This window comes from Streptomyces sp. NPDC007189 (genome assembly GCF_040703635.1).
Lineage (GTDB): Bacteria > Actinomycetota > Actinomycetes > Streptomycetales > Streptomycetaceae > Streptomyces.
On record NZ_JBEYEY010000012.1, the window covers coordinates 30,514 to 55,636 of the forward strand.

Here is a 25,123-nt window from a genome sequence, read left to right on the forward strand (position 1 = left end):
GCCACGACGGCCCCGCAGTCGCCTACGCGCCCTCAGCCCGACGGCGCTTCGGAACCGGCCCTTACTACCTCAGCACGCTCGACAGCAGCTTCGCCGCCTTGCGGACGCGGGGGCGGGCGACCTTCTGGACGACCGGGCGGATCACGTGGGCGGTGACTCCCACCGGGCGCCAGCGGAGCTGCAGGCGGCCGGGGTTGCGGCCCTCGGGCTCGATGGTCAGCTCGTGCGGGGCCGCGCCGGAGCGGTACTCGATGCGGGCCGTGAGGACCGGGAAGGTCAGCGGGGCCAGCAGCAGGCCGGAGTTGGACAGGCCCTGCTGCTGGAGCCGGACCAGGGGGTGCCGTACGCCCGCGAAGCCCTGGAGGGGCAGCGGGGCCTCGGCGAGGTCCAGGCGGACCGTGCCCTCGAAGACGCCGGGGCTGACCGGGTCCAGCCGGAAGGGGACCGTCATGCGGCGGTTGCCGGGGGAGAGGATCAGGCCGGCGCGCTGCGGGCCCACCGGGAGGCGCAGGCCGGGGTCGTAGGTGCGGACGGCGAGGGTGAGGGACGCCCCCGGCCCCGGCGTCAGCTCCGTGATCTCGTGCCGGAACAGCGCGCTCGGGAACGGACGCGTGTCCAGCTCGAGGTCGGACACGGCCAGTTCACGGCGGGCGCGGTCGGTCGAGGGCACGCTGTCGCCCCAGTACGGGACGCCGGACGCGTCGGAGGTGACCTGGCGCGGAGCGACCTCGTGTCCGAGTCCGCGGGCCGCGAGCCTGGTCTGCTCCAGCCGGCCCTGCCGCAGCAGTTCCAGGACGACCCGCTCCTGGCGGGGCAGACGGGTGTACGCGCCGTCGGACAGCGTCTCCAGGTACGGGTTCATGATGTCCGCGAAGGCCTGGAGCCACTCCTCGTCCCGGTAGGGCAGGTCGCCCGCGTACATCCGGAAGTCGTGCTTGAGGAACTTGTAGTCCTTGTCCTCCCGCAGCCCCGCGTGCCCGCTCTCGACCAGGAAGTCGTCGATCAGGCGCTGGACGTGGACGCGGTCGCGGACGTTGGCGACCTTGTGCCGCTGGTTGGAGATGGACGCCGAGGCGGCCGCCGCGAACGGGTCGATGTACCAGACGTACACCGGGTCCGGGATGATCGTGAACGCCTTCGCCAGGCAGTACGCCTGCGCCGAGAACAGCTGGTCCTCGTAGTGGATGCCCTCCGGGAAACGCAGCTGGTGGCGGTCCAGGAAGGAGCGGGCGTACATCTTGCTGGTGGAGAGGTGCTCGAAGAGCAGGCGCGGGTCCGCCTCGATGCCCTCCACGGTGCGGCGCTCGGCGACCAGGTGCGGCATCCACGTCGTACGGCGGCCGCTGTCCACGCGGACCCGGCGCACCGCGCCCATGGTGAAGTCGACCTCGCGCTCGCGGTGCGCGGCGAGCAGCAACTCGACCGCGCGGGGCGGGAGTTCGTCGTCGCTGTCGAGGAACATCAGATACGGGGCGCGGGCGATGTCGACGGCCCGGTTGCGCGGGGCGCTGCAGCCGCCGCTGTTCTCCGGCAGGCGGAGATAGCGGATGCGGGAGTCCTCCGACTCCAGCCGGCGCGCCACCGCGGGCGTGTCGTCCGTGGAGTGGTCGTCGCTGATGATGATCTCGATGTTCGCGTGCGTCTGCGCGCGCAGCGAGGCGACCGCCCGGGGAAGGCGGGCGGCGTCGTTGTAGACGATGACCGTCACCGTCACGTCGGGGGTGGTCATGCCGAGGCCTCCTCGGGGGTCGGGGCGGGGACGCGTTCCTCGAGCGGGACCACCGGTGGCAGCGACTCCTCCGGTTCGCCCAGGAACACCCGTCGTACGACCCGTTCGGCGGCGCGGCCGTCGTCGTACTCGCAGAACCGGCGCCGGAAGGCGGCCCGCGCCTTGGCCGCGGTCTCGTCGCGCCAGGCGCCGGAGGCGAAGATCTCCGTCAGCTCCTCCTGGGTGCGGGCGACCTGGCCGGGGTGGTCGGTCATGAGGTCGAAGTAGACGCCGCGGGTGGTGCGGTAGGTCTCCCAGTCGTCGGCGTAGATCACGATCGGGCGGTCGAGGTTGGCGTAGTCGAACATGATCGAGGAGTAGTCCGTGACCAGCGCGTCGGCGGCCAGGCACAGCTCCTCGACGGGGTCGTAGGAGGAGACGTCGATGATCCGGCCGGAGCGGCGCAGGCCGGTCAGCGGGGAGGCGGCGCCGCCGTAGAAGTAGTGGGCGCGCACCAGCAGCACGGTGTCCTCGCCGAGCCGGTCGGCGAGGGCCGCGAGGTCCAGGCGCGGGGTGAAGCCGGCCTCGTAGTCGCGGTGGGTCGGGGCGTACAGCACGGCCGTCCTGCCCGGCGCGATGCCGAGGCGCCGGCGCGCGGCGCGGACCTCCTCGGCGCCGCTCGTGTAGAAGACGTCGTTGCGCGGATAGCCGTAGTCGAGGGAGGTGTAGCGGGCCGGGTAGGCGCGCTCCCACATGCGGGTGGTGTGGCTGTTGGCGCTGATGCTGTAGTCCCACTTGTCGATGCGGGCCAGCAGGGCGGCGAAGTCCAGGCCCTTGGCGGCGGCCGGGTGTTCCATCTGGTCCAGGCCCATGCGCTTGAGCGGGGTGCCGTGGTGGGTCTGGACGTGGATCGCCTCGGGGCGTTTGACCACCGCGTTGGGGAAGTTGACGTTGTTCGTCAGGTACTTGGCGGTGGCCAGGGTCTCCCAGTAGCGGCGGGTGCCGGGGACCACGAAGTCGGTGCCGGGCGGCAGCAGGGCCGTGTTCTCCTTCGACACCGTCCAGACCTGGTGGACGTGCGGGGCGAGCTCGGCGAGCTTGGCGGCGATCGCGGCCGGGTTGCAGGCCACCCCGCGGTCCCAGTAGGCGGCGAACACGGCCAGATTCTCGTCGACCGGGCGGCTCAGGGCGCGCCGGTACTGCTGGTCCCGGAGCTTGGCGCCGACCTGCTTCTTACGGGTCCGTACGGCCTTCTTGGCGGCGCGGCGGGTGCGGTTGGCGGCCTGGAACGCGCGGTACCTGGTGTACGCGCCCTCCTCCAGCAGGGCGTGCCGTACGCCCTCCACGCCGGCCGGGTGCTCGTGGTTCTCGGGGCGCCAGCGGACCGCGGCGAGGGAGGCGCGGCGGAAGAACTCGCGGGCCACCGCGTCGGGCAGGTTCTCACCGGCGAAGGTGCGCACCAGGTCGCGCATCATCAGGTCGTACAGCACCGCGCGGGCGGCGCGGCGGTCCCTGGCGAGCGCGAGCAGCGACTCGTAGCGCTCGATCAGCGCGAAGCGGTCCTCGGGGGCGAGCGGCGGCAGGCTCTCGGGGCGCAGTTCGCGGCTGTCGTACGCCATCTGGTTCAGGCAGGCGACGCGGCCGGCGTGCAGCAGGGCGGCATGGGCGGCCTGCGCTTCGTCGTCGGTGGTGAGCTGCTCCTCGTGGGCCCGCCAGAACGCGGCGCGCAGGGCGCGGTTGCCGAGGATCGGCGTGAGGCGCAGCAGGTCGGCGGCCTCGTCCAGGGGACGGCTCTCGCGTCCGACGGCGGCGAGGAGGCGGCCGTCGCGGGAGGGGGTGCCGGCGGTCTGCCAGGTGGTGGTCACGTGGTCGAAGAGGAGGACGTCGGCGTCCTCGGCGCCGGCGGCGTCCAGTTCGGCGGTGCGCTCGGCGATCTGCCGGGGGGCGCCGGCCGGCAGGCTGTCCTTGGCGTGCACGAAGTGCAGCCAGCGGCCGGTGGCGCGCTCCGCGCCGGCGGCCCGGGCCGCCGCGTCCGAGGTGCCCTCCGGCAGCGGGACGACCACGGTCTCGGGGGCGTGGGCCTCGGCCGTCTCCCGCGCCCAGTCGCCGACCGCGGCGACGATGACCTCGGCGTCGGGCAGCGGCCGGGACTCCAGCGAGTCCAGCAGCTCTGTCAGATGCCCCTGTGCGTTCGGTCCGTAGACGATGACGCTGAGTTGGGGCATCGCAGTGGACTCCTTCGGCTCGTCGGCGTGGGACACACTTCATAACATACTGTCACTAAGCGGATGAAAGGGATAACCGCACGTGGAGTAAGAGACGCCCGGAAGGAAGAGACGGTTCCGTAGCCCGGGGTTTCCTCTCCGGCCGCTTTTACGCCGCCTTCTTACCCTTGCCGGCGGGCTTCTTGTCGCTCTTGTCGCCGGTGAAGGCCTCGTACTCCTTCATGACCTCCTCGGTCGGGCCGTCCATGCGCAGCTCGCCGCGCTCCAGCCACAGGACCCGCTCGCAGGTGTCGCGGATCGACTTGTTGTTGTGGCTGACCAGGAAGACCGTGCCCGCGCGCTGGCGCAGTTCGCGGATCCGCTCCTCGGAGCGCATCTGGAACCGGCGGTCGCCGGTGGCCAGGGCCTCGTCGATGAGCAGGACGTCGTGGTCCTTGGCGGCGGCGATGGAGAACCGCAGCCGGGCGGCCATGCCGGAGGAGTACGTGCGCATCGGCAGGGTGATGAAGTCGCCCTTCTCGTTGATCCCGGAGAAGTCGACGATGTCCTGGTAGCGCTCCCTGACCTGCTCCCGGGACATGCCCATGGCGAGACCGCCGAGGTAGACGTTGCGCTCACCCGTGAGGTCGTTCATCAGGGCGGCGTTGACGCCGAGCAGCGAGGGCTGGCCGTTGGTGTAGATCTGGCCGTTCTCCACGGGGAGCAGTCCGGCGACGGCCTTCAGCAGCGTCGACTTGCCGGAGCCGTTGGTGCCGATCAGGCCGATCGCCTCGCCCTTGTACGCGATGAAGGACACGTTCTTCACCGCGTGCACCCGGCGCACGCCGGCCGCCTTCTCGGTCTGCTTGCGGCGCAGGATGCGGTTGAGGGCGGCGGTGGCGGAGCCGCGGCCCGCGCCGGTGCCGTTGACGCGGTAGACGATGTCGACGCCGTCGCAGATGACGGTGGGGATGTTCTGGGTGGGGGTCTGCTCAGCCACGGCCGTACTTCTCCTCAGCCTTCCAGAAGTAGATGAAGCCTCCGACACCGGCGAGCACGGCCCAGCCGGTGGCGGTCGCCCACACGTGCGGGGGGAGCTGCCTGGCGTGGAAGCTCTTGATCAGCGCGTAGCGCATGAGGTCGATGTACACCGCGGCCGGGTTGCTCTCCAGCGCGATCGTGACGATGTGCGGCAGGTGGTCCTTCTTGGTGAGCTTGCTGATGCTCCACATCACGCCGGACACGTACATCCAGGTGCGCAGCACGAACGGCATCAGCTGGGCGATGTCCGGGGTCTTGGCGCCCATCCGCGCCATGATCATCGCCATGCCCGCGTTGAACAGGAACTGCAGGACCAGCGTGGGGATCACCAGCAGCCAGCCGGGGGTGACCGGCAGGCCGAAGCCCAGCAGGATGACGACCAGCGCGGCCATCGAGAACAGCAGCTGCTGGAGCTGCTGGATGCAGAAGGAGATCGGCAGGGCGGCGCGCGGGAAGTGCAGGGCGCGCACCAGGCCGAGGTTGCCGGAGATCGCCCGGGTGCCCACCTGGATCGAGCTCTGCGTGAACGTCCACACGAACACGCCGGTGACCAGGAAGGGGATGTAGTCCGGGACGCCCTTCTTGGTGCCGAGCAGCACGCCGAAGATGAAGTAGTAGACCGCCGCGTTCAGCAGCGGTGTCATGACCTGCCAGACCTGGCCGAGCTTCGCCTGGCTGTACTGCGCGGTGAGCTTGGCGGTGGCGAAGGCGGTGATGAAGTGCCGCCGGGCCCACAGCTGGCGGACGTACTCCGGCAGGGTCGGGCGGGCGCCGCTGACCGACAGGCCGTGCCGGGCGGCGAGCGCCGCGAGATCGTCGTCGGCCGGGGCCTGGATGGGGGGCGGTGTGTCGAGGACCTGGCTCACATCCGCTGCTTTCGCTCGGGGGGAGGGGATGCCGCGGCCCGGCCGGCAGCCGGGGCGCTCGGTCACGTGATCCGACGTTTCCTTACGCTTCTCTTCACGTTCTCTTACGTCGGAACGGAACCGTATCGTCGCAACGCGAGCGTAGAACCAATCGACGTCGGAACGCAACCGTTTCGTCGTAACGCCCTATGCTGGGGGTCATGACGACGAACGCCGACGAGCCCTCGACGCGTCCGCGCCGCCGGACGCCCGCCGGGGCCGCCGTACTCCGGGAGGACGTGACCGAGGCCATCCGGGCGGCGGTCTTCGAAGAGCTCGCGGCCGTGGGCTACGCCCGCATGTCCATCGAGGGCATCGCGCGGCGGGCCGGCGTCGGCAAGACCGCGGTGTACCGGCGCTGGCGGTCCAAGCTGCACCTGGTGCTGGACGTCGTCTCGGCCATGGCGGTGCTGGGGCTGCCGGTGCCCGACACGGGCTCCCTGGAGGGCGATCTGCGCCTGCTGTACGAGGTCACCTCGCGCGCCCTGCGCCATCCGGTCGCCTCGCAGATCATCCCCGACCTCCAGGCGGAGGCCGCCCGCAACCCCGACATCGCCGACGCCTTCCAGAAGGCCCTGCGCGACGGCCAGGAGGGCGTGGCCAGCAAGATCGTGGCGGCGGCGGAGAAGAGGGGCGAGGTCCGCGCGGGCGTCGACCCCGACCTCGCCCTCGACCTGATCTCCGGACCCCTGTACTGGCGCGCGGTGGTGATCCGCACCCCGAAACTCCCGAAGGGCTACCTGGCCGACCTGGCCCGCGCGACGGCGGGGGCGCTCAAGGCGCTGTGACGAACAGGTCCTGACCTAGGCGCGTGCGATCAGTCGTTCCGCCAGTCCGGTCAGGTCCCGCGCGCGCAGTATGCGCCCGTCGAAGCCCGGCAAGGGCACATGCAGGGGCTCCAGCCAGCGCTGCGGTATCCCGGCGGCCCCGTGCACCGATCCGGCCAGCGCGCCCGTGACGGCCGCCACGGTGTCCGTGTCCCCGCCCAGGTCGATCGCCGCGCGGACCGCTTCCTCGTACGACGTCGTGGTCCGCAGCGCCCATACCGCCGAGCCCAGGCAGGGCCACACGGCGCCGTTGAACTCCGTCGCCCGGTCGGGGTGCCAGTCGGCGGAGAGGACCACCTCGTAGCGCGGCCGCTGGCCGGGGTGCAGCGCGGCCAGGGCCGCCGGTACGGCGGTGAGCGGGTCGGCGCCGGTCAGCGCGGCCCGGATCAGCTCGTGCAGCACCGCGGTGCCCTCCCATGCCGCGGCGTCGCCGTGGGTGAGCGCGGAGAGGCGGCGGGCGGCGTCCATGGTGGCGGCGCGGCCGTCCCGGGCGAAGTACACCGCGGACGGCGCCGCCCGCATCAACGCGCCGTTTCCCGCCGCTCGCTGGCTGACCTGGAAGTGGCGCGCGGCGGCCGTGTCCCAGGGCTCGCCGCCGGTCAGGACGGCCTCCGTCTGCAGGCCGATGTCCTTCGGGTCGGCGGCCGCCCAGCGCCGGAAGCGGCCGAAGACGTCCGGCAGGTCCAGGCCGCCCCGTTCGAGCAAGGACTCGGCGGTCAGGACCGCCATCTGCGTGTCGTCCGTCGCCTCACCCGGGTCCCAGCCGCCGCCCCCGCACATCTCGCCGCCGTGTCCCGGGCGGGGGAAGCGGGCGGAGAAGGCGCCCTCGGGGCCGAACTCGAACGGCGCTCCGAGGGCGTCCCCGACGGCGGAGCCGAGCACGGCGCCGATCGCGCGGTCGCGGACCCCGGGGAAGCTCACCGCAGCAGCCTAGGACAGTGCCGCCTCCGGGTGGTGGTGGGTCCAGCCGGCCCAGGCCGAGGCGATCATGTCCTCGACGTCGTACTTGGCCTGCCAGCCCAGTTCCGTGGCGATGCGGGCGGCCGAGGCGACCACGCGGGCCGGGTCGCCCGGGCGGCGCGAGGTGACGGCCGGCGGGCGGGCGTAGCCGGTGATCGCGTTGATGCGGTCGATCATCTCGCGGACGGACACGCCCTCGCCGCGGCCGATGTTGAGGGTGAGGTCGGCGCCGGGGGAGGAGGCCAGGGCGCGGGCGACGGTGACATGGGCCTCGGCCAGGTCGACCACGTGGATGTAGTCGCGCACACAGGTGCCGTCCGGCGTCGGGTAGTCGTCGCCGAAGATCCGCGGCGCCGCTCCCTCGGTGAGCTTCTCGAAGACCATCGGGACGAGGTTGAACACGCCGGTGTCGGCGAGTTCGGGGGAGGCCGCGCCCGCCACGTTGAAGTAGCGCAGGGAGGCCGTGGACAGGCCGGTGGCCCGGCCCGTCGCGCGCACCAGCCACTCGCCGGCCAGCTTGGTCTCGCCGTAGGGCGACAGGGGCAGGCAGGGGGTCTCCTCCGTCACCAGGTCGACGTCCGGCATGCCGTACACGGCGGCCGAGGAGGAGAAGACGAAGGAGGGGACCTCCGCCCGCGTCACCGCCTCCAGGAGGGTGCGCAGACCCTCGACGTTCTCCCGGTAGTACTCCAGCGGGCGCTCCATCGACTCGCCGACCTGCTTCTTCGCCGCCAGGTGCACGACCCCGCCGATCTCGTGCTCCGCGAGCGTGCGGGCCACCCGGTCCGCGTCCAGCACGGAGCCCCGCACCAGGGGGACGTCCGCCGGCACGCGCCCGGCGTCGCCCGTGGACAGGTCGTCGTAGACGACCGCGCGCTCGCCCGCCTCGGTCATCGCCCGTACGACGTGTGCCCCGATGTATCCGGCACCGCCGGTGATCAGCCAGGTCATTGCGGCCGTCTCCTCGTCAGTCGGCCCGCGCGACCGCTCGGCGGAGCGGAAGCGGGCATCTCTCGGTCAAGCAGTGGGCGTCCCGCCGGCGCACTCGACGTCGCTGGTGAGGCGGCGGGCGTCCCGGTGAGCCCGGGGGGCCGTCTCAGTGAAGCAGGCGGCGCAGCCGGCCGCGCACCACCCGCAGTACCCCGCGCACGCCGGTCGCCACGCGAATCGCCAGCGCGCCGGAGTGCGTGGCGTACGGCTGCACCAGGAGCACGCCGTGCCGGGTGCTCGGGACGGCGCGCCGGACCGGCCGTCCGGCGCCCGTCAGCGCGTGCGCCGTGACGTCCCGCTGCGCGCCGTCCGCGAAGCGCAGGCTCAGCCGCAGGTCCCAGGTCCCGGCGCCGAGCGCGGCCAGGTCGACGGGCAGTTCGGCCGACCAGCTGTCCGCGGCATTGTTCACACCGGATTCCGAACCGGCGCGCGCGTCGTTCCGGGCGCCGGAGGGCGTGAGCGGGACCGTCCTACGCCCCCGCGTCCGCTCGTCGTCCCGGGACTGCCACACCACGTCCACCTCGAGCGGGCCCGCCTCGGCGACCCTGCCGTACAGCTCGTGCAGCCGCAGGCGCAGCAGCGAGGCACGCGCGCGTGGCAGCAGTTCCGCGTCCACCGCGAGCGGAAGGACACCGACGGGGCGGGTCAGGAACGGCGTGAGGGTGACCTGGGGAAGGTCGGCGGACCAGACGGGGACGCCGTCGGGAGTGCGGGCGTACGGCGGCAGCAGCCGCGCCGGACGGGCGGCCAGCTCGCGCAGCCGGGGCAGGTCGCGCGGCTCCGGCGACTCCATGACGACCCGCGCCAGTACCCGGCCCGGAGCGCTCGGGTTCAGCTCCCAGTCGGCGGCGTCGTAGCGCGCGAGGTACTCCCGGGTGTGCGTCCACCACGCGCGCCGGTAGTCCGCGTCGCGCAACCCCAGCTCGCGCGCGTACATACGCACCTCGTGATCGAGGAACTTGGCCCGCGCCGCCCTGGCCAGCTCCTTCTGCCCGGCGCCCAGCAGGATGTCGTACGCCAGCGCGCACGCCTCCACGCGCGCCTTCCAGTTGTCTATGTGCTCCCGGTTCAGCGAGAGCGACAGCTGCTCGGCGGAGCGGCGCACATGCCACACGTACACGCGGTCCGGTACGAGCGCGATGCGCGGGCCGGCGGCCAGCACGCGCGCGGTGAAGACGATGTCCTCGTAGAGGAACCGGCCCTCGGGGAAGCGGATGCCGTACTCGCGCAGGAAGCCGGTGCGGTACAGCTTGTTGACGCACAGCGTGTCGTGGACCAGGCGCGGGCGCTGGGCGGGGCGCGCGAGGACGGTGCGCGCCGTGTAGAGCGGCGCCTGCCAGGGCTGTTCACGCCCCGAGGGCAGCTCCCGGCGCACACACAGCCCGCTCACGACCTCGGCGTGCGCCCCGGTGGCCGCCCCCAGCAGCGCGTCCACCGCACCGGGCGGCAGCACGTCGTCGCTGTCCAGGAACATCACGTACGGCGCGGTCACCGCGTCGATCCCGGCGTTGCGCGGGCTGCCGCAGCCGCCGCTGTTCACACTCAGGCGCACCACCCGCAGCCGGGGCTCCTCGGCGGCCAGCCTGTCGAGCAGCTCGGCACTGCCGTCCGTGGAGCAGTCGTCCACGGCGACGACCTCCGAGACCACCGGCCCCTGCGCCAGCGCCGAACGCACGGCGTCGCCCACATGGGTACGGTCGTTGTAGCCGATGACGACGACAGCGACCTGCGCCGTGCGCGCCGCCTCGGTGGTGCCTGCCGTATCGGGTGTGTCGTTCGCGTCTGATCGCATCGGGTCCACGGGCCGGGAGCGTAGAAATGTTCGGTAATACCCCGTTAAGAGAGGCTTAGCGCTCGTTCCGGAAGACGGTCGGAACCGGGCCGGGGTTCCGTTGTCCGCACGGTCTTTTTCCTCGGCTCCGCCGAGCGCCACAGCCGGACCAGCGACAGCACGGCCGCGACCGCCAGGATCCCGTTGCGGGCCACCATCAGCAGACAGCCGGTCCAGGTGCCGGCCATCACCTCGCCGTAGTTCATCGGGAACACCAGGGTGCTCAGCGCCGTCGCCGCCAGGACCAGCGCCGCGACCGGCCGCTGGCTGGTGTGCCGCGAGGTCAGGCACACCGCCGCCAGACCGAGCAGCCAGACCATGTACTGCGGGCTGATCACCCGGCTGGTGACCGTGAACAGCAGCACCCCGCTCAGCGCCGCGTCGAACGGCGTCGCCTCGGTCCAGTGCCGCGCCCGCACCCGCCACAGCACCAGCAGCGCGAAGGCGACCACCGTCAGCGCCAGACAGACGTCTGCGACGGCCGCCACGTGCGGGCCGACCAGTTCGGTGGCGCCGTACCGGTAGCGCGCCCGGCCCGGCCAGCCGGCGTGCCGCGCCAGGTTCAGCGCCGTACCGCCCAGCGACTCGATCTGGATGCCCCGCCCGCCCTGCTCGCGCAGGAAGGACAGGGGGTGGTCGAACCGCACGGCGAGGACGCCGAACGCGGTGACCGAGGCCGCCGTCGCCCATCCCCACGCCCGGCGCGTCGCGGCCCCCGGGGGCGTGCCCAGCAGCACCAGCGCGGGCCACACCTTCACCAGCGCGCCGAGTGCCCCGAGCACACCGCACGCGCGCGTGGAGCGCCCCAGCGCCAGCAGGGAGAGCACGGCGAGGGCGGTGGCCTGGACGTCGTACCGGGCGAGCGGCAGCTGCAGCAGCAGGGGCAGGCCGCACGTCCACAGGGCCGCGCCGCGCAGGCTGCGCCCGGCACGCCGTCCCGCGCGGGTCAGCGCGGCCGTGACCAGCGCGTCCGCGGCCAGGGTGAGCATCACGAACGCCGGGAAGTACGCCGGCCACGGCAGCATGCGCGGCGCCAGCAGCACCGCGCCGGCGCCCGGCGGGTACTGCCACAGCGTGTCGTGCACCGGGAACGAGCCGTGCGCGAGCACGCCGGACCAGTCGAAGTACAGCCGTCGCGCCTCACCCGACACCGCGCCCCCGCCGAGCAGCGGAGCGGTGTCGTGGGTGAGCAGCCACAGCATCAGGGCGCGGGTGCCCAGCCAGGCGAGAGTGACGCGGAGGACCCGACCGGAGTTGACACGGAGACGGTTCATCGCACGGGAGCCTAAGCGGCACGGATCGCATATCCCCGCTGATACGCCGTCAGAAGCGTAAAACATTGGCTAATCGCAAAAGATCGGGCGGGCGCTGTGGTGAACGTCGGGTTACCTGTGAAACCGCGGTCCCGCGGGGAGGCTGCGACGGCGGCCGTCGCGCCGCCCGGCGACCGGGGCCGCAGCCGCCGCCGGGTCGCCGTGGGCGTGCCCGCGCTGGTGATGCTCGCGGTCGGGCTCTGGGGGCTGGACCGGAACGGAATGTGGCGCGACGAGGCCGTCAGCTTCCAGGTCGGGCGGCGTACGGTGCCGCAGATCTGGCGGCTGCTGCACGACGTGGACGCCGTGCACGGCCTGTACTACCTCCTCGTGCACGTCGTCCTGACCGTGCACCCCGGCGAGGTGGTGCTGCGGCTGCCGTCGCTGTGCGCGGCGGCGGTGACGGCCGCGCTGGTGGCGGCGCTCGGCACGCGGCTCCTGCGGCCGCGGGCGGGGCTGTGGGCCGGGCTGCTGTACGCGGTCACGCCGATGGCGGGGCACTACGCGCAGGAGGGCCGCTCGTACGCCCTGGTGGCCGCCGGGGCGACCGGGGCGACGCTGCTGTTCGTCCGTGCCGTGGAGGGCGGTCGGGGCGCGCGGGCCTGGGCGGCGTACGGCGCCGTCCTCGCGCTCACCTGCTCGCTGCACGAGTTCGCGGTGCTGCTGCTGTGCGCCCACGCGGTGTCGCTGGCGCTGGCCCGGGTGGGGGCGACGGTGTGGCGCGGGTGGGGGTGCGCGGCGGGCGGGGTCGTGGTCTCGCTGGTGCCGATGGTGCTGGTGTCTCGGGGGCAGGCGGCGCAGGTGGCGTGGCTGCGGAGGCCTACGGCGGTCAGCGCGGAGGAGTTGGCGCGGGCGTTTTTCGGGCCGTCGGGGGTGGTGTGCGCGGTGTGTCTGGGTCTGGTGGTTGCCGGACTGGCGGGGCTGCTGGGGCGGGGGGGAGAGGTCACTCTTGTGGGGGTGGCCCTGCCGTTGACGGTGGTGCCGCCGGTGGTGCTGATGCTGGCCTCGCAGGTGTCGCCCCTCTTCGTCGACCGGTATGTGCTGTACGCGTTGAGCGGGGCGCCGTTGCTCGTCGTCGCGGGGGCGGAGTGGGTGGCTGGGGTGGTGGGGCGGCTGCCGCTCGGTGGTCGTCGGCCGAAGCGGCGCCCTCTCTCGCACTCCCGTCTGAGGCCACGGCTTGTTGCACTTGCCGGCGTTCTGGTCGTCGGGGCCGGATTCCTGCATCAGCTCCCGGTGCTGCGAGCCGATCGTGATCCCCGCACCCGGCCCGATGATCTCGGGGCCGTTTCTCGGGTGGTGGCGCGGGAGGTCGCTGAGGGGGACGCGGTGTTGTTTGTGCCGGGGCATGCGCGGAATGTGGCGCTGGCCTATCCGGGGGCGTTCCGCGGGGTGCGGGACGTGGCGCTGGTGGAGGGGGCCGCCGGGTCGGGGACCCTGTACGGGCGCGAGGCCGGGCCGGGTGAGGTGCGGCGGAGGGTGGCGCGGCTGGACCGGGTGTGGGTCGTGGCGGACCCGGGCCTGCTCGCCGGGCGCTGGAGCCCGTCGAGCCCCGTGGAGCGGGCCAAACTCGCCGTGCTGCGGCGGGACTTCACGGGGCGGCAGGAAACCCGGCGGGGTGGGTTGGTCGTACGGCTCTATCTGCGCGAACCGCCTGCCCGGGTCGGTTAGCCGGCCTCGCTCTCCGCTGTCAGGGCCGCCGCGTCCAGGGCGGTCGTGAGACGGTCGAGGCGTTCGCGCAGGTCGGCGATCTCCGCCAGGTCGAAGCCGGTCGCCCCCATGATGCGGCGCGGCACCTGCAGGGCCAGCTCGCGCAGCGCCGCGCCCTCCTCGGTGAGCCGCACCTGGACCGAGCGCTCGTCCCGCGCGCTGCGCTCACGGCGTACCAGACCGGCCGTCTCCAGCCGCTTGACCAGCGGGGACAGCGTGCCGGAGTCGAGCCTGAGCTGCTCGCCGAGCTTCTTGACGGGCAGGTCGCCCTGTTCCCACAGGACCAGCATCACCAGGTACTGCGGGTAGGTGAGCCCGAGGTCCTTGAGGATCACGCGGTAGACGCCGTTGAAGGCGCGGGACGCGGCGTGCAGGGAGAAGCAGATCTGGCGGTCCAGGCGGAGCCAGTCGGCGTCGGCGGAGGAAGGGGGCGAGGCGGTCATGCGTCCAGGATAGCGCTGGCGGGCCATTTAGTTGTACACAACTTAATTGTGTGCTCTACTTGAGCTCGCAAGCCCGCACCGCACACACCGCATCGAGAAGGACGGGTCACCATGGACGCGCTCTACACCGCAGTCGCCACCGCCACCCACGGCCGTGACGGTCGTGCCGTCTCCTCCGACGGCAGGATCGACCTCAAGCTGGCCCCGCCGGTGGAGCTGGGCGGCAACGGCGAGGGCACCAACCCCGAGCAGCTCTTCGCCGCCGGGTACGCCGCCTGCTTCGGCAGCGCCCTCGGCCTGGTCGGCCGGCAGGCCAAGGTCGACGTCAGCGACGCGGCCGTGACCGCCGAGGTCGGCATCGGCAAGCAGGGCGAGGGCTTCGGTCTGAAGGTGACGCTGCGCGTCGAACTGCCCGACACCGTGGACCAGGAGACCGGCCGCAAGCTGGTCGAGACCGCCCACCAGGTCTGCCCCTACTCCAACGCCACCCGCGGCAACATCGACGTCGACCTCGTCATCGAGTAAGCCCCCGCAAGAAAGCCTTCCGAGGGTGCCGGCCCCGGCCGGCACCCTCGCGCGCTCGGCGCCGCTAGGCCGAGGCCAGGGCGTCCCGGCCGGCCTGCTGCCCCGGGATCCGTACCGCGCCCGGCCCGGTCAGCGGCTCGCCCAGCAGCAGCGTCCGTACGACCCGCTCGGCGGCCCGGCCGTCGTCGAACTCGCAGAACCGGGACCGGAAGACGGCCCGCAGCCGCGCCGACTCCTCGTCCCGCCAGGCCCCCGAGGCGAACAGCCGGGCCAGCTCCCGGTAGGAGCGCGAGACATGGCCCGGCGGCTCGGCGGTGATGTCGAAGTAGGCGCCCCGGCTCGCCGCGTACGCGGGCCAGTCGTCGGCGTGCACCACGATCGGCCGGTCCAGGTTGGCGTAGTCGAACATCACGGCCGAGTAGTCGGTGACCAGCACGTCCGCCGCGAGCATGACCTCCTCCGCGCGCGGCTCGTCGGTCGCGTCTACCACGACCCCGCGCCGGGCCAGCTCCGCGAGGCCCATCCCGCGCGCGGGGCCCGTCGCCAGCGACGGATGCAGCCGCACCACCAGCGTGTGCCCTTCGCCCAGGTCGGCCGCGAACCGGGCCAGGTCGATCCGGTCCACATGCCCGAGGCGGCGGTAGTCACGGCGGGTCGGCGCGTACAGCACCACCGTGTCCGTCTCCGGGATGCCGTACCGCCGCCGGAAGTCGCTGTCGCCGCCGTTCACCAGCACGTCGTTGCGCGGGCTGCCGGTGCGCAGCGAGGTGAAGTGGCAGGGGTAGGCCCGCTCCCAGACCAGCTCGGAGTGGCGGTTGGCGACCAGGCTGTAGTCCCAGCGGTCGGCCCGGCGCAGCATCTGCGGCACGTCGAAGCCGAGCCGGGCGCCCGGCTTGTCCAGCAGATCGGCGCCCATGTACTTCAGCGGGGTGCCCTGGTGAGTCTGGATGTGGACGCTGCCGGGCCGCTTGACCAGCGTGCCCGGCCAGTTGACGTCGTTGACGAAGAACGTCGCCCGCGCGGTGACCTCCAGATAGCGCCGCGAGCCCACGATCACATGCTCCACGCCGGACGGCAGCTGGGCGGCGGTCTCCTCGTCCCTCACCACCCACACCCCGCGCAGCCGCGGGGCGATCCGGCGCGCCTTGGCGTACACGGCGGCCGGGTCGCCGAGCATGCCCCGGTGCGAGGACGCCGAGTAGACGACCAGGTCCGGATCGAGCGGGCGGCGCGCGTGCAGGGCCGCCCAGCCGGAGCGGGCCCGCGCGGCCGCCGCGCCCCGGGCCAGTCCGGCCAGCCGGGCCGCCTCCGCGCCGGCCCGCGCCGCCCGCCGCCTGATCCGGTATCCCGTCCAGGAGCCCTCCAGCAGGCCCACCTCGCCGTCGACCAGGGCGCCCTCGGGCTTGTACGCGCGGAACTTCTCCGCCGTACGCCGGAAGAACTCGCCCTTGTCGGCGGGCGGCAGCCGGTCCGGCTTGGCCAGGATGTCCAGGCAGTGCTCGCCCATCTTGCGGTGCAGGTACGGCCGCCAGTGCGCCAGCTCCGGGCGCCGCTCGACGAACGCGAAGACCCGGTCGTACTGGTCGTGGATGTCGAAGTGCTTGCGGCTGGTGGTGGACAGGATGTTGCCCTGCCGGCGCTGCCGGTAGTTCACGCAGATCCGGTCCAGCGTGGCGATCCGGCCGGCGCTGAGCATGACCGGAAAGGTCCAGGGGGTGTCCTCGTAGTAGCCCGGCGGGAACGCGAAGCCCTCCGCCTCGACGAACTCCCGCCGGTAGACCTTGTTCCACACCACCATCAGCAGGTCCAGGATCCGCGGGAACTCGCCCGCGGCGAAGGTGCCCGGGCCGGCCTCGGCGAGCACCTCGGCCAGGGCGTTGCGCCGGGTGCCGCCCCACCAGTAGGTGCGGGCGTAGTCGAAGACCAGCACGTCCGGGTCCCCGGCCTCCTCGAGACGGTCGGCCATCGCCTGCAGCGCGCCCGGGGTGAGCGTGTCGTCGCTGTCCAGGAAGAACAGGTAGTCACCGGTGGCGTGCGGCATCCCGGCGTTGCGGGCCCGGCCGAGGCCCACGTTCTCCGGCAGGTGCAGCACCTTCACCCGGGGGTCGCGCCCGGCGTACTCGTCGAGGATGGCGCCGCAGCCGTCCGGGGAGCGGTCGTCCACGGCGATCAGCTCGAAGTCGTTGAAGGACTGCAGCAGCACCGAGTCCAGGCACTCGCGCAGAAAGCCCTGCACCTTGAAACAGGGCACGATCAGACTGAAGCGGGGCACGCGGGTCAGCTCCTCACGAGGGTCGCGGCGGCGGGGACGGGGACGCGCTGCGCGAGCGGCACGACCGGTGCGATGGCCTCGGGCGGCTCCCCGAGCAGCACCCGCCGTACCACCCGCTCGGCGGCCAGGCCGTCGTCGAACTCGCAGAACCGCTCCCGGAACGCGGCCCTCAGCGCCGCCGCGTCCGCGCCCGCGTACGAGCCGTCGCGGAAGACGGCGGCCAGCTCCTCAGGGGTGCGCGCGACGGGTCCGGGCGGCTCGGCCGTCAGATCGAAGTAGACGCCCCGGGTCTCCCGGTAGACGTCCCAGTCGTCGGCGTACACGACGATCGGCCGGTCCAGGTTGGCGTAGTCGAACATGATCGAGGAGTAGTCGGTGACCAGCGCGTCCGCCGCCAGGCACACGTCCTCCGCGGAGCGGTGCGCGGTGACGTCGATGATCCGGCCGGAACTCGCCGCCGACCCCCGGTCGTAGAAGTAGTGGGCGCGCAGCAGCACGACGACGTCCTCGCCGGCCGCCGCGCAGAAGGCCTCCAGGTCGAGGCCGGGCTCGAAGCCGGTGTGGTGGTCGCGGTGGGTGGGCGCGTACAGCACGGCCGTCGCCCCCTCGGGCACCCCCAGCTCCCGCCGGACGCGGGCCACGTCCTCGGCGCTCGCCGTGTAGTAGACGTCGTTGCGCGGATAGCCGTACTCCAGCGCCTCCCAGGAGCCGGGGAAGGCGCGCTCCCACATCTGCGTGGAGTGCCGGTTGGCCGAGAGGTTGAAGTCCCAGCGGTCGACGCGGCCCAGCAGCCGGGTGTAGCTGCCCGACTGCGCCGCCACCACCGGGTACGGCGACTGGTCCACGCCCATCGTCTTCAGCGGCGTGCCGTGCTGGGTCTGCAGATGCACACTGCCGGGGCGCTTGACGACCCCCTCGGCGAAGTTGGCGTTGTTGATCAGGTACTTGGCGCGGGCCAGCACCTCCCAGGAGCGGCGCGAGCCGAGCACCGCGTACTCCACGTCCTTCGGCATCGCGTGCGCCTGGTCGGCCTCCACCAGGAACACCGAGCGGATGTGCGGGGCGAGTTCCCGGGCCTTGGCGTGGATCGCGGCCGGGTTGCAGGCGTAGCCGCGGCCCCAGTAGGCGCAGTACACGGCCAGGTTCTCGTCGAGGGGACGGCGCAGGTCGCGGGCGTAGAGCAGCCGGGTGCGCACCGCGCGCGGGCGGGGCAGGCTTCCGGCGGCGTCCGCGGCGACCCGGTTGGCGCCACGCAGGGCCCGGAACGCGCTGTACGCCCCGGTCGCCAGCAGCCGGTGCTGCACGCCCAGGCTGCCGCCCGGCGCCCGGTAACCGGCCGGCCGGTGGCGCCGGTAGAGACGGGCGGCGCGGCGGAAGAACGCCCGGTGCCCGGACGGCAGCCGCTCCGGCCGGGACGCCGTCTTCAGCACCTGGCCGAACAGCTGCTCGAAGAGCGCGCGCGTCCGCTCGGCGGACAGCTTCCGCTCGGCGGCCCGCGTCAGCACCAGGTCCACCTGGTCGAGCAGCTCGTGCTGGTGCGGCCCGGGCAGATTGAGCCGGCTGCCCTGCCGGCGCAGCCGGTGCCGTACGACGACCCGGCGCAGCACCGCGATCCGCCCGGCCGCGAGCGTGGTCAGCCCGCCCCAGCCCAGATCGGTGAAGTGGCTGTCGGGAAAGGCGAGTTCGTGCTCGGTGAGGAAGGCGCGGCGGTACACCGCGCTCCACGCCGGGAACTGCACGCCGGTCAGCTCCGGCAGGTCGGCGGGGGCGAAGGCGCCCTCGGGGGCGCGGGCGAACAGCGGTGCCGCCGGGTTCGTCGGCTCGCCCTCCCACCAGGGGGCGCGCTCGTGCTCGACGTAGAGCACGTCCACCCCGGCGGTCTCGGCCAGCCGGGCGTCCAGCGCCGCGAGCGCGCCCGGCAGCAGCACGTCGTCGCCGTCGAGGAACAGCACATACGCGCCGGTCGCCGCCCGGATCCCCGCGTTGCGCGCCCCGCCCAGACCGGCGGACGGCGGCGAGTCGACCGGGGTCACCCGGGAGTCCCGCGCCGCGAAGCCGGCGGCCACCTCGGCGGCCGCGGCCTCGGGGCCGTCGCAGACCGGGATCAGCTGCAGATCGCCGAAGGACTGGCCGAGAACCGAGTCCAGCGCCTGGGACAGCCGGCCGGCGACCCCGTGGGACGGGACGATGATGCTGAAGCGGGGCATGCTGTCCTTTCTGTCGTCGTGCGGACGCGCATCCTGCGGACGGGACCTGTCGCCCGCCCGGGCCGCCCCGCCGGGCGGCGGACGGGCGGCCGGCTCGGAGCGGGCCGGGTCGAGCCGAGGAGCACGGGAACTCCCGGAAGGGCCAACGCCGTTCAGCACCTCTCGGTGACGGGCAGGGCACCGGAAGGTTGCGGCACGGTCGCCGGCGGGGACCCGGCGCAGGCCGGCGGCACCGGCTTGCGCTCGGCGAGCGGGATCACCGGCAGCGGCTCCGTCTCGCCCAGCACCACATGCCGTACGACCCGCTCGGCGGCGCGTCCGTCGTCGTAGGGGCAGAACCGCTCCCGGAACACCGCCCGCAGCTGGGCCGAGCGCGAGCCGCGCCAGTGGCCGGTGGCGAAGATGTCGATCAGCTCGTCCTCGCTGTGCCCGACCGCGCCCGGCGGGAAGGCGGGCAGGTCGACATAGGCGCCGCTGGCCGCCCGGTACACCTCCCAGTCGCCGGTGTGCACCACGATCGGCCGGTCCAGGCCCGCGTAGTCGAACATGATCGAGTCGTAGTCGGTGAGCAGGGCGTCCGAGGCCAGGCACAGGGACGGCACGCTCGGGTGGTCGCGGACGTCGATGATCCGGGGGCCCGCGGGACACCGCTCGCCGTGGGTGCGGGCCAGGATCACGAAGCGGGGGCCGAGCCGGCGCGCGATCCGCTCCGGGTCCAGAGGCGGGCGCTGGGTGCGCACATGGTCCCGGCGGGCCGGCGCGTACAGGATCGCCACCGCGCCCTGCGGGATGCCGAGCGACTCGCGCAGCCGGATCACGTCCGCCGAAGTGGCCCGCTGGAAGACGTCGTTGCGCGGCGAGCCGTACTCCAGCGTGCGGTACCGGCCCGGGAAGACCCGCTCCCAGACGAGCGTCGAGTGCCGGTTGCCGGACAGCACGACGTCCCACTGGTCGACACCGCGCAACAGCTGGGCGAAGTCGGTGCCGCGGGCCGCCGCCGGACGCTCCTGCAGGTCCAGGCCCGTGTGCCCCAGCGGCGTGCCGTGCTGGGCCCGGACCAGGATCTGCCCGCGCCGCTTGCGCAGGCCCGCCTCCAGGACGTCGTCGGTGACCAGGTACCTGGCGCGGGCCAGCGCCGTCCAGCAGGCCGCCGTGCCGGGGCGCAGCCGGCGCGGGCCGGGCGGCACCGCGTGCTCCTGCTCGGGGCGGGCGATCCAGGCGGTGCGGATGTGCGGGGCGTGGGTGCGGAACGCCTCCTCCAGGGCGGCCGGGTCGCCGCCGAGGCCCCGGCCCGCGCCCGAGGCGAACACCGCCCGGTCGGCACGGACGGGCAGCCGCAGCTGGATCCGGTAGTGCAGCCGCAGCACACCGGTGCGCAGGGCGCGGGCCAGTCGTACGGCCGCCTTCAGCGTGCGCCGGCGCACGGCCGAGGCCAGCCGGAGGGCGCGGAACGTGCGGTGCAGACCGAAGCGGACCAGGATGTTCCGGCGCCGCATCCGGGCGCCGGGGGCGTGGTGGCGGCGGTAGTGGCCGCGGGCCCGGCGCAGGAACTCGCCGTGGCTGCCGCGCGGCAGCCGGCCCCTCTTGGTGAACACCGTCGCGTAGTGGTCGATCATGCGGCGGAACAACTCGGGGCGCCAGCGGGCCAGTTCGGGATGCGCGTCGACGTAGGCGAACACCCGGTCGTACTGCTCGAAGAGGTCGAAGTGCTTACGGCTGGTGGTGCCGAGGATGTTGCCCTGCCGGCGCTGCCGGTAGTGCACGCACACCCGGTCCAGGGTGGCGATGGACTCCGCCGTCATCAGCACCGGGAACGTCCACGGGGTGTCCTCGTAGAAGCCCGGCGGGAACGTGAAGCCGTGGCGCTCGACGAAATCCCGCCGGCAGGCCTTGTTCCAGGCCACCATCAGCAGCCGCAGCAGCTCCGGCCGGTCCTGGAGGCGGAAGGGCGCCGGGCCCTGCTCGGTGAGCGGGCCGGTGAGCTGGTTGCGCACCGACCGGCCGTCCCAGTACGTGCGCGCGTAGTCGTACACCAGCACGTCCGGCTCGCCGGACTCCTTGATCCGGTCGGCGATCGCGCGCAGCGCGTCCGGGGCGAGCGTGTCGTCGCTGTCCAGGAAGACCAGGTAGTCACCGGTCGCCTGGGCCATCCCCGCGTTCCTGGCCCGGCCGAGCCCCTGGTTCTCGGCCAGGTGCACGGGCCGCACGCGCGCGTCGCGGGCCGCGTACTCGTCGATGATCTCCCCGCAGGCGTCCGGCGAGCAGTCGTCCACGGCGATCAGTTCGAGGTCGGGGTACGACTGCGTCAGCACCGAGTCCAGGCACTCGGAGAGATACGCCTGGACCTTGTACGCGGGGACAATGACACTGAACCTGGGCAAGGCGGGCATCCATGGGTCGTCGGTCGGCGCGGGGTTTCTGACCGGAAACGGCCGATGGAGTGAATTGGTTACGGTTCGTACGGCATGTGGGGGACGCCAGGGGGACGGCCGGTGAACGGCGAGGGGCGGACCCGCCCGCGGGCCCGCCCCTCTGTGCAAGAGCCGCTACTTGACCGCGCCCGCCATCACTCCGGACACGAACTGCCGCTGGAACGCGAAGAACACGGCCAGCGGGATCACCATCGAGATGAACGCGCCGGGCGCCAGCACGTCGATGTTGTTGCCGAACTGCCGGACCTGGGTCTGCAGAGCGACCGTGATCGGCTGGGTGCCCGACTTGGTGAACACCAGCGCGACCAGCATGTCGTTCCACACCCACAGGAACTGGAAGATGCCGAGGCTCGCGATCGCCGGGCCGCCGAGCGGCATCACCACCCGGGCGAACAGCCTCAGTTCACCGGCGCCGTCCAGGCGGGCCGCCTCCAGCAGCTCGCGCGGGATCTCCGCGAAGAAGTTCCGCAGCAGGAACACCGCGAACGGCAGACCGAAACCGGTGTGGAACAGGATCACCCCGAGGATCGTCCCGAACAGGCCGACCTTGCCGAACAGTTCGGCGATCGGGATCAGCGCCACCTGCACCGGCACCACCAGCAGGCTCACCACGCCCAGGAACCACCAGTCCCGGCCCGGGAACTCCATCCACGCGAACGCGTAGCCCGCGAGGGAGCCGACCACGACGACCAGGACCGTCGCCGGGACCGTGATCAGCACGGTGTTCCACAGGGAATGGGTGATGTCGCCGTTCTCCAGCAGCTTGCGATAGCTCTCGAACGTCAGCTGGGACGGCTTGGAGAACACCTTCCACCAGCCGCTCGCGCTCATGTCCTCGGGCGCCCGCAGCGAGGAGACGAGCAGACCGATCGTCGGCACCAGCCAGAACAGGCCGACCACGATCAGAAAGACGCGGACCAGGCCGCCGCTCAGCTTCTCGGCGATCCTCGCCCCGACCGACTGCCGCGCCTTCACCGTCTGCACCGGCCCCACCTTCGTGACACTCCCGGCGGCCACCGTCATCGCCTGACCTCCCGCCTCAGCCGACGGATGTTGAACAGCATCACCGGGATCACCAGGACCAGCAGCAGGACCGCGATGGCGCTGGCGACGCCCGGCTGGTTCTCGGCGAAGCCCTTCCGGTACAGCTCCAGCGCGAGCACGTTCGCGTCGTCCTGGGAGGAGCCCGGGGCGATGATGTAGACGAGGTCGAACACCTTCAGCACGTTGATCATCAGCGTCACGGTGACGACCGCGAGGACGGGGGCCAGCAGCGGCACGGTGACCTTGCGGAACACCTGCCACTCGTTGGCGCCGTCCACCCGCGCCGCCTCCAGCAGTTCCCGGGGAACCCCCGCGAGCCCGGCCGCGATCAGCACCATGGCGAAGCCCGCCCACATCCACACGTACGCCCCGATGACCGCCGGGGTGACCAGCGACGGGCCGAGCCACTCGACCCCGTTGTACGGCTCCCGGAAGTTGCTCGCCGGAAGCCGCAGCCGGGCCCCGTCGGCGGACGCGGGCAGCGTGAACGTGCCGTCCCCGGACGCCTTGGCGGACGCGACCACCTTGCCGTCCTTCACCGCCTCGATCCGCATCCCGGCATACCCCAGCTCGGACGGGTCGGGTGCGCCGAGCCGTCCGACGCCCTTGCCGCGCGTGAAGTCCTGCCAGGTGGTGCCGGTGATCTTCCCCGGCTCCGGCTTGGCGGCCACGGCCTTCTTCGCGTCGTCCGGCATCTGGTCCGGGGCGACGCCGACGAGGGGCAGCGCGACCGGCTGCCCCGCGTGCACCGGGGCCTTGGTGAGGAAGCCGCCGCCCTGTGCGACGAGCGGCGACTCGCGGCCCGGGTGGGCCTTCGGGAACGCCGACGACTGCGCGAAGGTGTCGTGCACGCCCACCCACACCGCGTTCGCCACGCCCTTGTTCGGATCCTGGTCGTACACCAGCCGGAAGATGATCCCGGCCGCCAGCATCGAGATCGCCATCGGCATGAAGACGACCAGCTTGAACGCCGTACCCCAGCGCACCCGTTCGGTCAGCACCGCGAAGATCAGACCGAGCGCGGTGGAGACCGTGGGCGCGAACACCACCCAGATGACGTTGTTCTTCAGGGCGGTGCGGATGCCGTCGTCCGTGAAGAGCGTCCTGTAGTTGTCGACTCCGGAGAATCCGTCGCCGTTCGCGTCGTAGAAGCTGCGGACGACCGAGTACCCGATCGGGTAGACCACGAGCGCGCCGAGCAGCACCAGGGCGGGCAGCAGGAACAGCACTGCCACCGCCTTGCGCGTGCCGGTCACGCTCTTGCGACTGCGGGGCGCGGCGGGGCCCGATGGGGCCCCGGCCGCCGTTGCCGCCGACGCCATCGCCGGCTCAGCTCCCGCTTCCGTACGCGGCCGCCGCGTCCTTCTCCAGCTTCGCCTGGGCGCCCGCGACGTCCTTGGGGTTCTTCAGGAAGTCCTGCAGATCTTTCCACTCGCCCTTGCCCGGGGTGCCGCCGAAGGCCTGCGGCGCCTGGTCGGACATGTCGAAGCGGAAGTCGTCGCCGGACGCGATCAGCGCCTTGGCGATCTTCTGCTGCACCGCGTTCGGATACGCCGAGATCTGCACGTTCTTGTTCGGCGACAGATAGCCGCCGAGCTTCGCCTGGATCGTCGCCGCGTCCGGGGAGGCGAGGAAGGTGACCAGGGCCTGGGCCGCCTTGGAGTCCTTCAGGATCACCGCCGCGTCACCGCCGGAGACCACGGGCGCGCTGGAGCCGACCGCCGGGAACGGGAACACCTTCGCGTCCGTGCCGATCTTCGCCTTGGTCTCACCGATGTTGACCTGCGCGAAGTCGCCCTCGTAGACCATCGCGGACTTCGGCTGGTCGCCGCCGTTGAAGGTCTGGGTGACCGAGGCCGGGAACTCCGTCTGCAGCGCGCCGTTCTGGCCGCCCGCGAGATAGTCCTTCTTGCCCCAGATCTGCGCGAGGGTCGTCAGCGCCTGCTTGACCGACGGATCCGTCCACTTGATCTTGTGCTGGGCCAGCTCGTCGTACTTCTGCGGCCCGGCCTGGGACAGATAGATGTTCTCGAACCAGTCCGTCAGCGGCCAGCCGTCCGCGCCGGCCACCGAGAACGGCGTGACACCGGAGTCGTACACCGCCTGGGACGTGGTCAGCAGGTCCTTCCAGGTCTTGGGCTCCTTGGCGCCCGCGTTCGCGAACACCTTGGCGTTGTACCAGATCAGCGACTTGTTGGCGGCCTTGTAGTAGACGCCGTACTGCTTGCCGTCGACCTTGCCGATGTCCTGCCAGCCCTGCGCGTAGTTCTTCTGCAACTCCTTCACGGCCTCCGGGCCGAGCGGCTTGGCCCACTTGCGCTGCACGGCCTGCTTGATGGCGCCGGGCTGCGGCAGCATGGCCACGTCCGGCGGCTGGCCGCCCGCGATCTTCGAACCGAGGAAGTTGATGATCGGGTCCTGGGCGGGCACGAAGGTGACCTTCGCGCCGGTGCGCCGGGTGAACTCGGCCAGGACCTGCTTGAAGTTCTTCTGCTCCTGACCGGTCCAGACGGCGGCGATCTCCAGGCTGGCGCCGTTCAGCTTCGGCAGGCTGACGGTGGAGCCGGTCTGGGACGGCTCGCTGTTGTCCCCGTTGCTCTTCTTGTCGTTGTCCCCGCTGGAGCACGCGGTGAGCGCGAGGGCTCCCGCGAGCAGTGCGGCGAGTGCCGTGACGGCCCTGCTTGTCCGGACGGTGCTGCTCTTTCTGTGCATCA

18 protein-coding genes are annotated in these 25,123 nt (G+C 72.5%); 3 read left to right on the forward strand and 15 right to left on the reverse strand.

Annotated elements, in window-relative coordinates; all coding sequences use genetic code 11:
• Positions 1 to 64: 64 nt before the first annotated feature.
• From AB0950_RS23785 to AB0950_RS23800, 4 genes are all read right to left on the reverse strand, one after another.
• The gene (locus tag AB0950_RS23785; protein ID WP_360160498.1) at positions 65 to 1,729 is read right to left on the reverse strand and encodes a glycosyltransferase; all 1,665 of its coding nucleotides are present in this window, start codon (positions 1,727 to 1,729) and stop codon (positions 65 to 67) included.
• Positions 1,726 to 3,933: a CDP-glycerol glycerophosphotransferase family protein gene (locus AB0950_RS23790; protein ID WP_360160497.1), complete on the reverse strand. Its 2,208-nt coding sequence runs from the start codon at positions 3,931 to 3,933 to the stop codon at positions 1,726 to 1,728. Before AB0950_RS23790 ends, AB0950_RS23785 begins: the two co-directional genes overlap by 4 nt.
• Before the next feature lie 148 nt (positions 3,934 to 4,081).
• A complete protein-coding gene (locus AB0950_RS23795; RefSeq protein WP_360160496.1) occupies positions 4,082 to 4,912 on the reverse strand; it encodes an ABC transporter ATP-binding protein in 831 nt (276 codons plus the stop codon).
• Complete coding sequence (locus AB0950_RS23800; protein WP_360160495.1) at positions 4,905 to 5,819, reverse strand: ABC transporter permease; 915 nt, start codon at positions 5,817 to 5,819, stop codon at positions 4,905 to 4,907. Before AB0950_RS23800 ends, AB0950_RS23795 begins: the two co-directional genes overlap by 8 nt.
• A gap of 200 nt (positions 5,820 to 6,019) precedes the next feature.
• Here AB0950_RS23800 and AB0950_RS23805 point away from each other — a divergent pair, with 200 nt between their 5' ends.
• Positions 6,020 to 6,646 (forward strand): TetR/AcrR family transcriptional regulator, encoded by a 627-nt coding sequence (locus AB0950_RS23805; protein ID WP_360160494.1) that lies wholly within the window; start codon positions 6,020 to 6,022, stop codon positions 6,644 to 6,646.
• A 15-nt stretch (positions 6,647 to 6,661) separates the two neighbouring features.
• Here AB0950_RS23805 and AB0950_RS23810 read toward each other — a convergent pair whose 3' ends face one another.
• From AB0950_RS23810 to AB0950_RS23825, 4 genes are all read right to left on the reverse strand, one after another.
• A complete protein-coding gene (locus tag AB0950_RS23810) occupies positions 6,662 to 7,606 on the reverse strand; it encodes an ADP-ribosylglycohydrolase family protein (protein ID WP_366779364.1) in 945 nt (314 codons plus the stop codon).
• Between the two features lie 9 nt (positions 7,607 to 7,615).
• Positions 7,616 to 8,596 carry a UDP-glucose 4-epimerase GalE gene (gene galE, locus AB0950_RS23815; protein ID WP_360160492.1) on the reverse strand — a complete coding sequence of 327 codons (981 nt, stop codon included), beginning with the start codon at positions 8,594 to 8,596 and terminating at the stop codon, positions 7,616 to 7,618.
• A gap of 145 nt (positions 8,597 to 8,741) precedes the next feature.
• Positions 8,742 to 10,427, reverse strand: coding sequence for a glycosyltransferase family 2 protein (locus AB0950_RS23820; RefSeq protein WP_366779365.1), 1,686 nt, complete (start codon positions 10,425 to 10,427; stop codon positions 8,742 to 8,744).
• A 44-nt stretch (positions 10,428 to 10,471) separates the two neighbouring features.
• The gene (locus AB0950_RS23825) at positions 10,472 to 11,740 is read right to left on the reverse strand and encodes a glycosyltransferase 87 family protein (RefSeq protein WP_360160490.1); all 1,269 of its coding nucleotides are present in this window, start codon (positions 11,738 to 11,740) and stop codon (positions 10,472 to 10,474) included.
• Between the two features lie 117 nt (positions 11,741 to 11,857).
• Here AB0950_RS23825 and AB0950_RS23830 point away from each other — a divergent pair, with 117 nt between their 5' ends.
• Positions 11,858 to 13,447, forward strand: coding sequence for a glycosyltransferase family 39 protein (locus AB0950_RS23830; protein ID WP_366779366.1), 1,590 nt, complete (start codon positions 11,858 to 11,860; stop codon positions 13,445 to 13,447).
• Here the strand turns inward: AB0950_RS23830 and AB0950_RS23835 are convergent.
• Positions 13,444 to 13,929, reverse strand: a complete 486-nt coding sequence (locus AB0950_RS23835) for a MarR family transcriptional regulator (RefSeq protein WP_360160488.1) — start codon at positions 13,927 to 13,929, stop codon at positions 13,444 to 13,446. The two genes, AB0950_RS23830 and AB0950_RS23835, sit on opposite strands and share 4 nt — an antisense overlap.
• Before the next feature lie 111 nt (positions 13,930 to 14,040).
• On the opposite strand from AB0950_RS23835, the gene AB0950_RS23840 reads away from it, so the two are divergent.
• Complete coding sequence (locus AB0950_RS23840; protein ID WP_351207029.1) at positions 14,041 to 14,454, forward strand: organic hydroperoxide resistance protein; 414 nt, start codon at positions 14,041 to 14,043, stop codon at positions 14,452 to 14,454.
• 64 nt (positions 14,455 to 14,518) lie between these two features.
• On the opposite strand, the gene AB0950_RS23845 is transcribed toward AB0950_RS23840, so the two are convergent.
• From AB0950_RS23845 to AB0950_RS23870, 6 genes are all read right to left on the reverse strand, one after another.
• Complete coding sequence (locus AB0950_RS23845; protein ID WP_366779367.1) at positions 14,519 to 16,726, reverse strand: bifunctional glycosyltransferase family 2 protein/CDP-glycerol:glycerophosphate glycerophosphotransferase; 2,208 nt, start codon at positions 16,724 to 16,726, stop codon at positions 14,519 to 14,521.
• Positions 16,727 to 16,731: 5 nt separating this feature from the next.
• The gene (locus AB0950_RS23850) at positions 16,732 to 18,933 is read right to left on the reverse strand and encodes a bifunctional glycosyltransferase family 2 protein/CDP-glycerol:glycerophosphate glycerophosphotransferase (RefSeq protein ID WP_366779368.1); all 2,202 of its coding nucleotides are present in this window, start codon (positions 18,931 to 18,933) and stop codon (positions 16,732 to 16,734) included.
• 152 nt (positions 18,934 to 19,085) lie between these two features.
• Positions 19,086 to 21,314: a CDP-glycerol glycerophosphotransferase family protein gene (locus tag AB0950_RS23855; protein ID WP_366779369.1), complete on the reverse strand. Its 2,229-nt coding sequence runs from the start codon at positions 21,312 to 21,314 to the stop codon at positions 19,086 to 19,088.
• A gap of 165 nt (positions 21,315 to 21,479) precedes the next feature.
• Positions 21,480 to 22,388 (reverse strand): carbohydrate ABC transporter permease, encoded by a 909-nt coding sequence (locus AB0950_RS23860; RefSeq protein ID WP_360160484.1) that lies wholly within the window; start codon positions 22,386 to 22,388, stop codon positions 21,480 to 21,482.
• Positions 22,385 to 23,665 carry a sugar ABC transporter permease gene (locus AB0950_RS23865; protein ID WP_360160483.1) on the reverse strand — a complete coding sequence of 427 codons (1,281 nt, stop codon included), beginning with the start codon at positions 23,663 to 23,665 and terminating at the stop codon, positions 22,385 to 22,387. The genes AB0950_RS23860 and AB0950_RS23865 overlap by 4 nt, the downstream gene beginning before the upstream one ends.
• Positions 23,666 to 23,738: 73 nt before the next feature.
• Complete coding sequence (locus AB0950_RS23870; protein ID WP_366779370.1) at positions 23,739 to 25,121, reverse strand: ABC transporter substrate-binding protein; 1,383 nt, start codon at positions 25,119 to 25,121, stop codon at positions 23,739 to 23,741.
• Between the last annotated feature and the right edge of the window lie 2 nt (positions 25,122 to 25,123).

Excerpts from the sequence above, each read along its gene's own strand:
- AB0950_RS23835 (WP_360160488.1), bottom strand. The coding sequence starts at position 13,929 with ATGACCGCCTCGCCCCCTTCCTCCGCCGACGCCGACTGGCTCCGCCTG.
- AB0950_RS23790 (WP_360160497.1), bottom strand. The coding sequence starts at position 3,933 with ATGCCCCAACTCAGCGTCATCGTCTACGGACCGAACGCACAGGGGCAT.
- AB0950_RS23805 (WP_360160494.1), top strand. The coding sequence starts at position 6,020 with ATGACGACGAACGCCGACGAGCCCTCGACGCGTCCGCGCCGCCGGACG.
- AB0950_RS23820 (WP_366779365.1), bottom strand. The coding sequence starts at position 10,427 with ATGCGATCAGACGCGAACGACACACCCGATACGGCAGGCACCACCGAG.
- AB0950_RS23825 (WP_360160490.1), bottom strand. The coding sequence starts at position 11,740 with ATGAACCGTCTCCGTGTCAACTCCGGTCGGGTCCTCCGCGTCACTCTC.
- AB0950_RS23870 (WP_366779370.1), bottom strand. The coding sequence starts at position 25,121 with ATGCACAGAAAGAGCAGCACCGTCCGGACAAGCAGGGCCGTCACGGCA.
- AB0950_RS23850 (WP_366779368.1), bottom strand. The coding sequence starts at position 18,933 with ATGCCCCGCTTCAGCATCATCGTCCCGTCCCACGGGGTCGCCGGCCGG.
- AB0950_RS23785 (WP_360160498.1), bottom strand. The coding sequence starts at position 1,729 with ATGACCACCCCCGACGTGACGGTGACGGTCATCGTCTACAACGACGCC.
- AB0950_RS23860 (WP_360160484.1), bottom strand. The coding sequence starts at position 22,388 with ATGACGGTGGCCGCCGGGAGTGTCACGAAGGTGGGGCCGGTGCAGACG.
- AB0950_RS23840 (WP_351207029.1), top strand. The coding sequence starts at position 14,041 with ATGGACGCGCTCTACACCGCAGTCGCCACCGCCACCCACGGCCGTGAC.
- galE (WP_360160492.1), bottom strand. The coding sequence starts at position 8,596 with ATGACCTGGCTGATCACCGGCGGTGCCGGATACATCGGGGCACACGTC.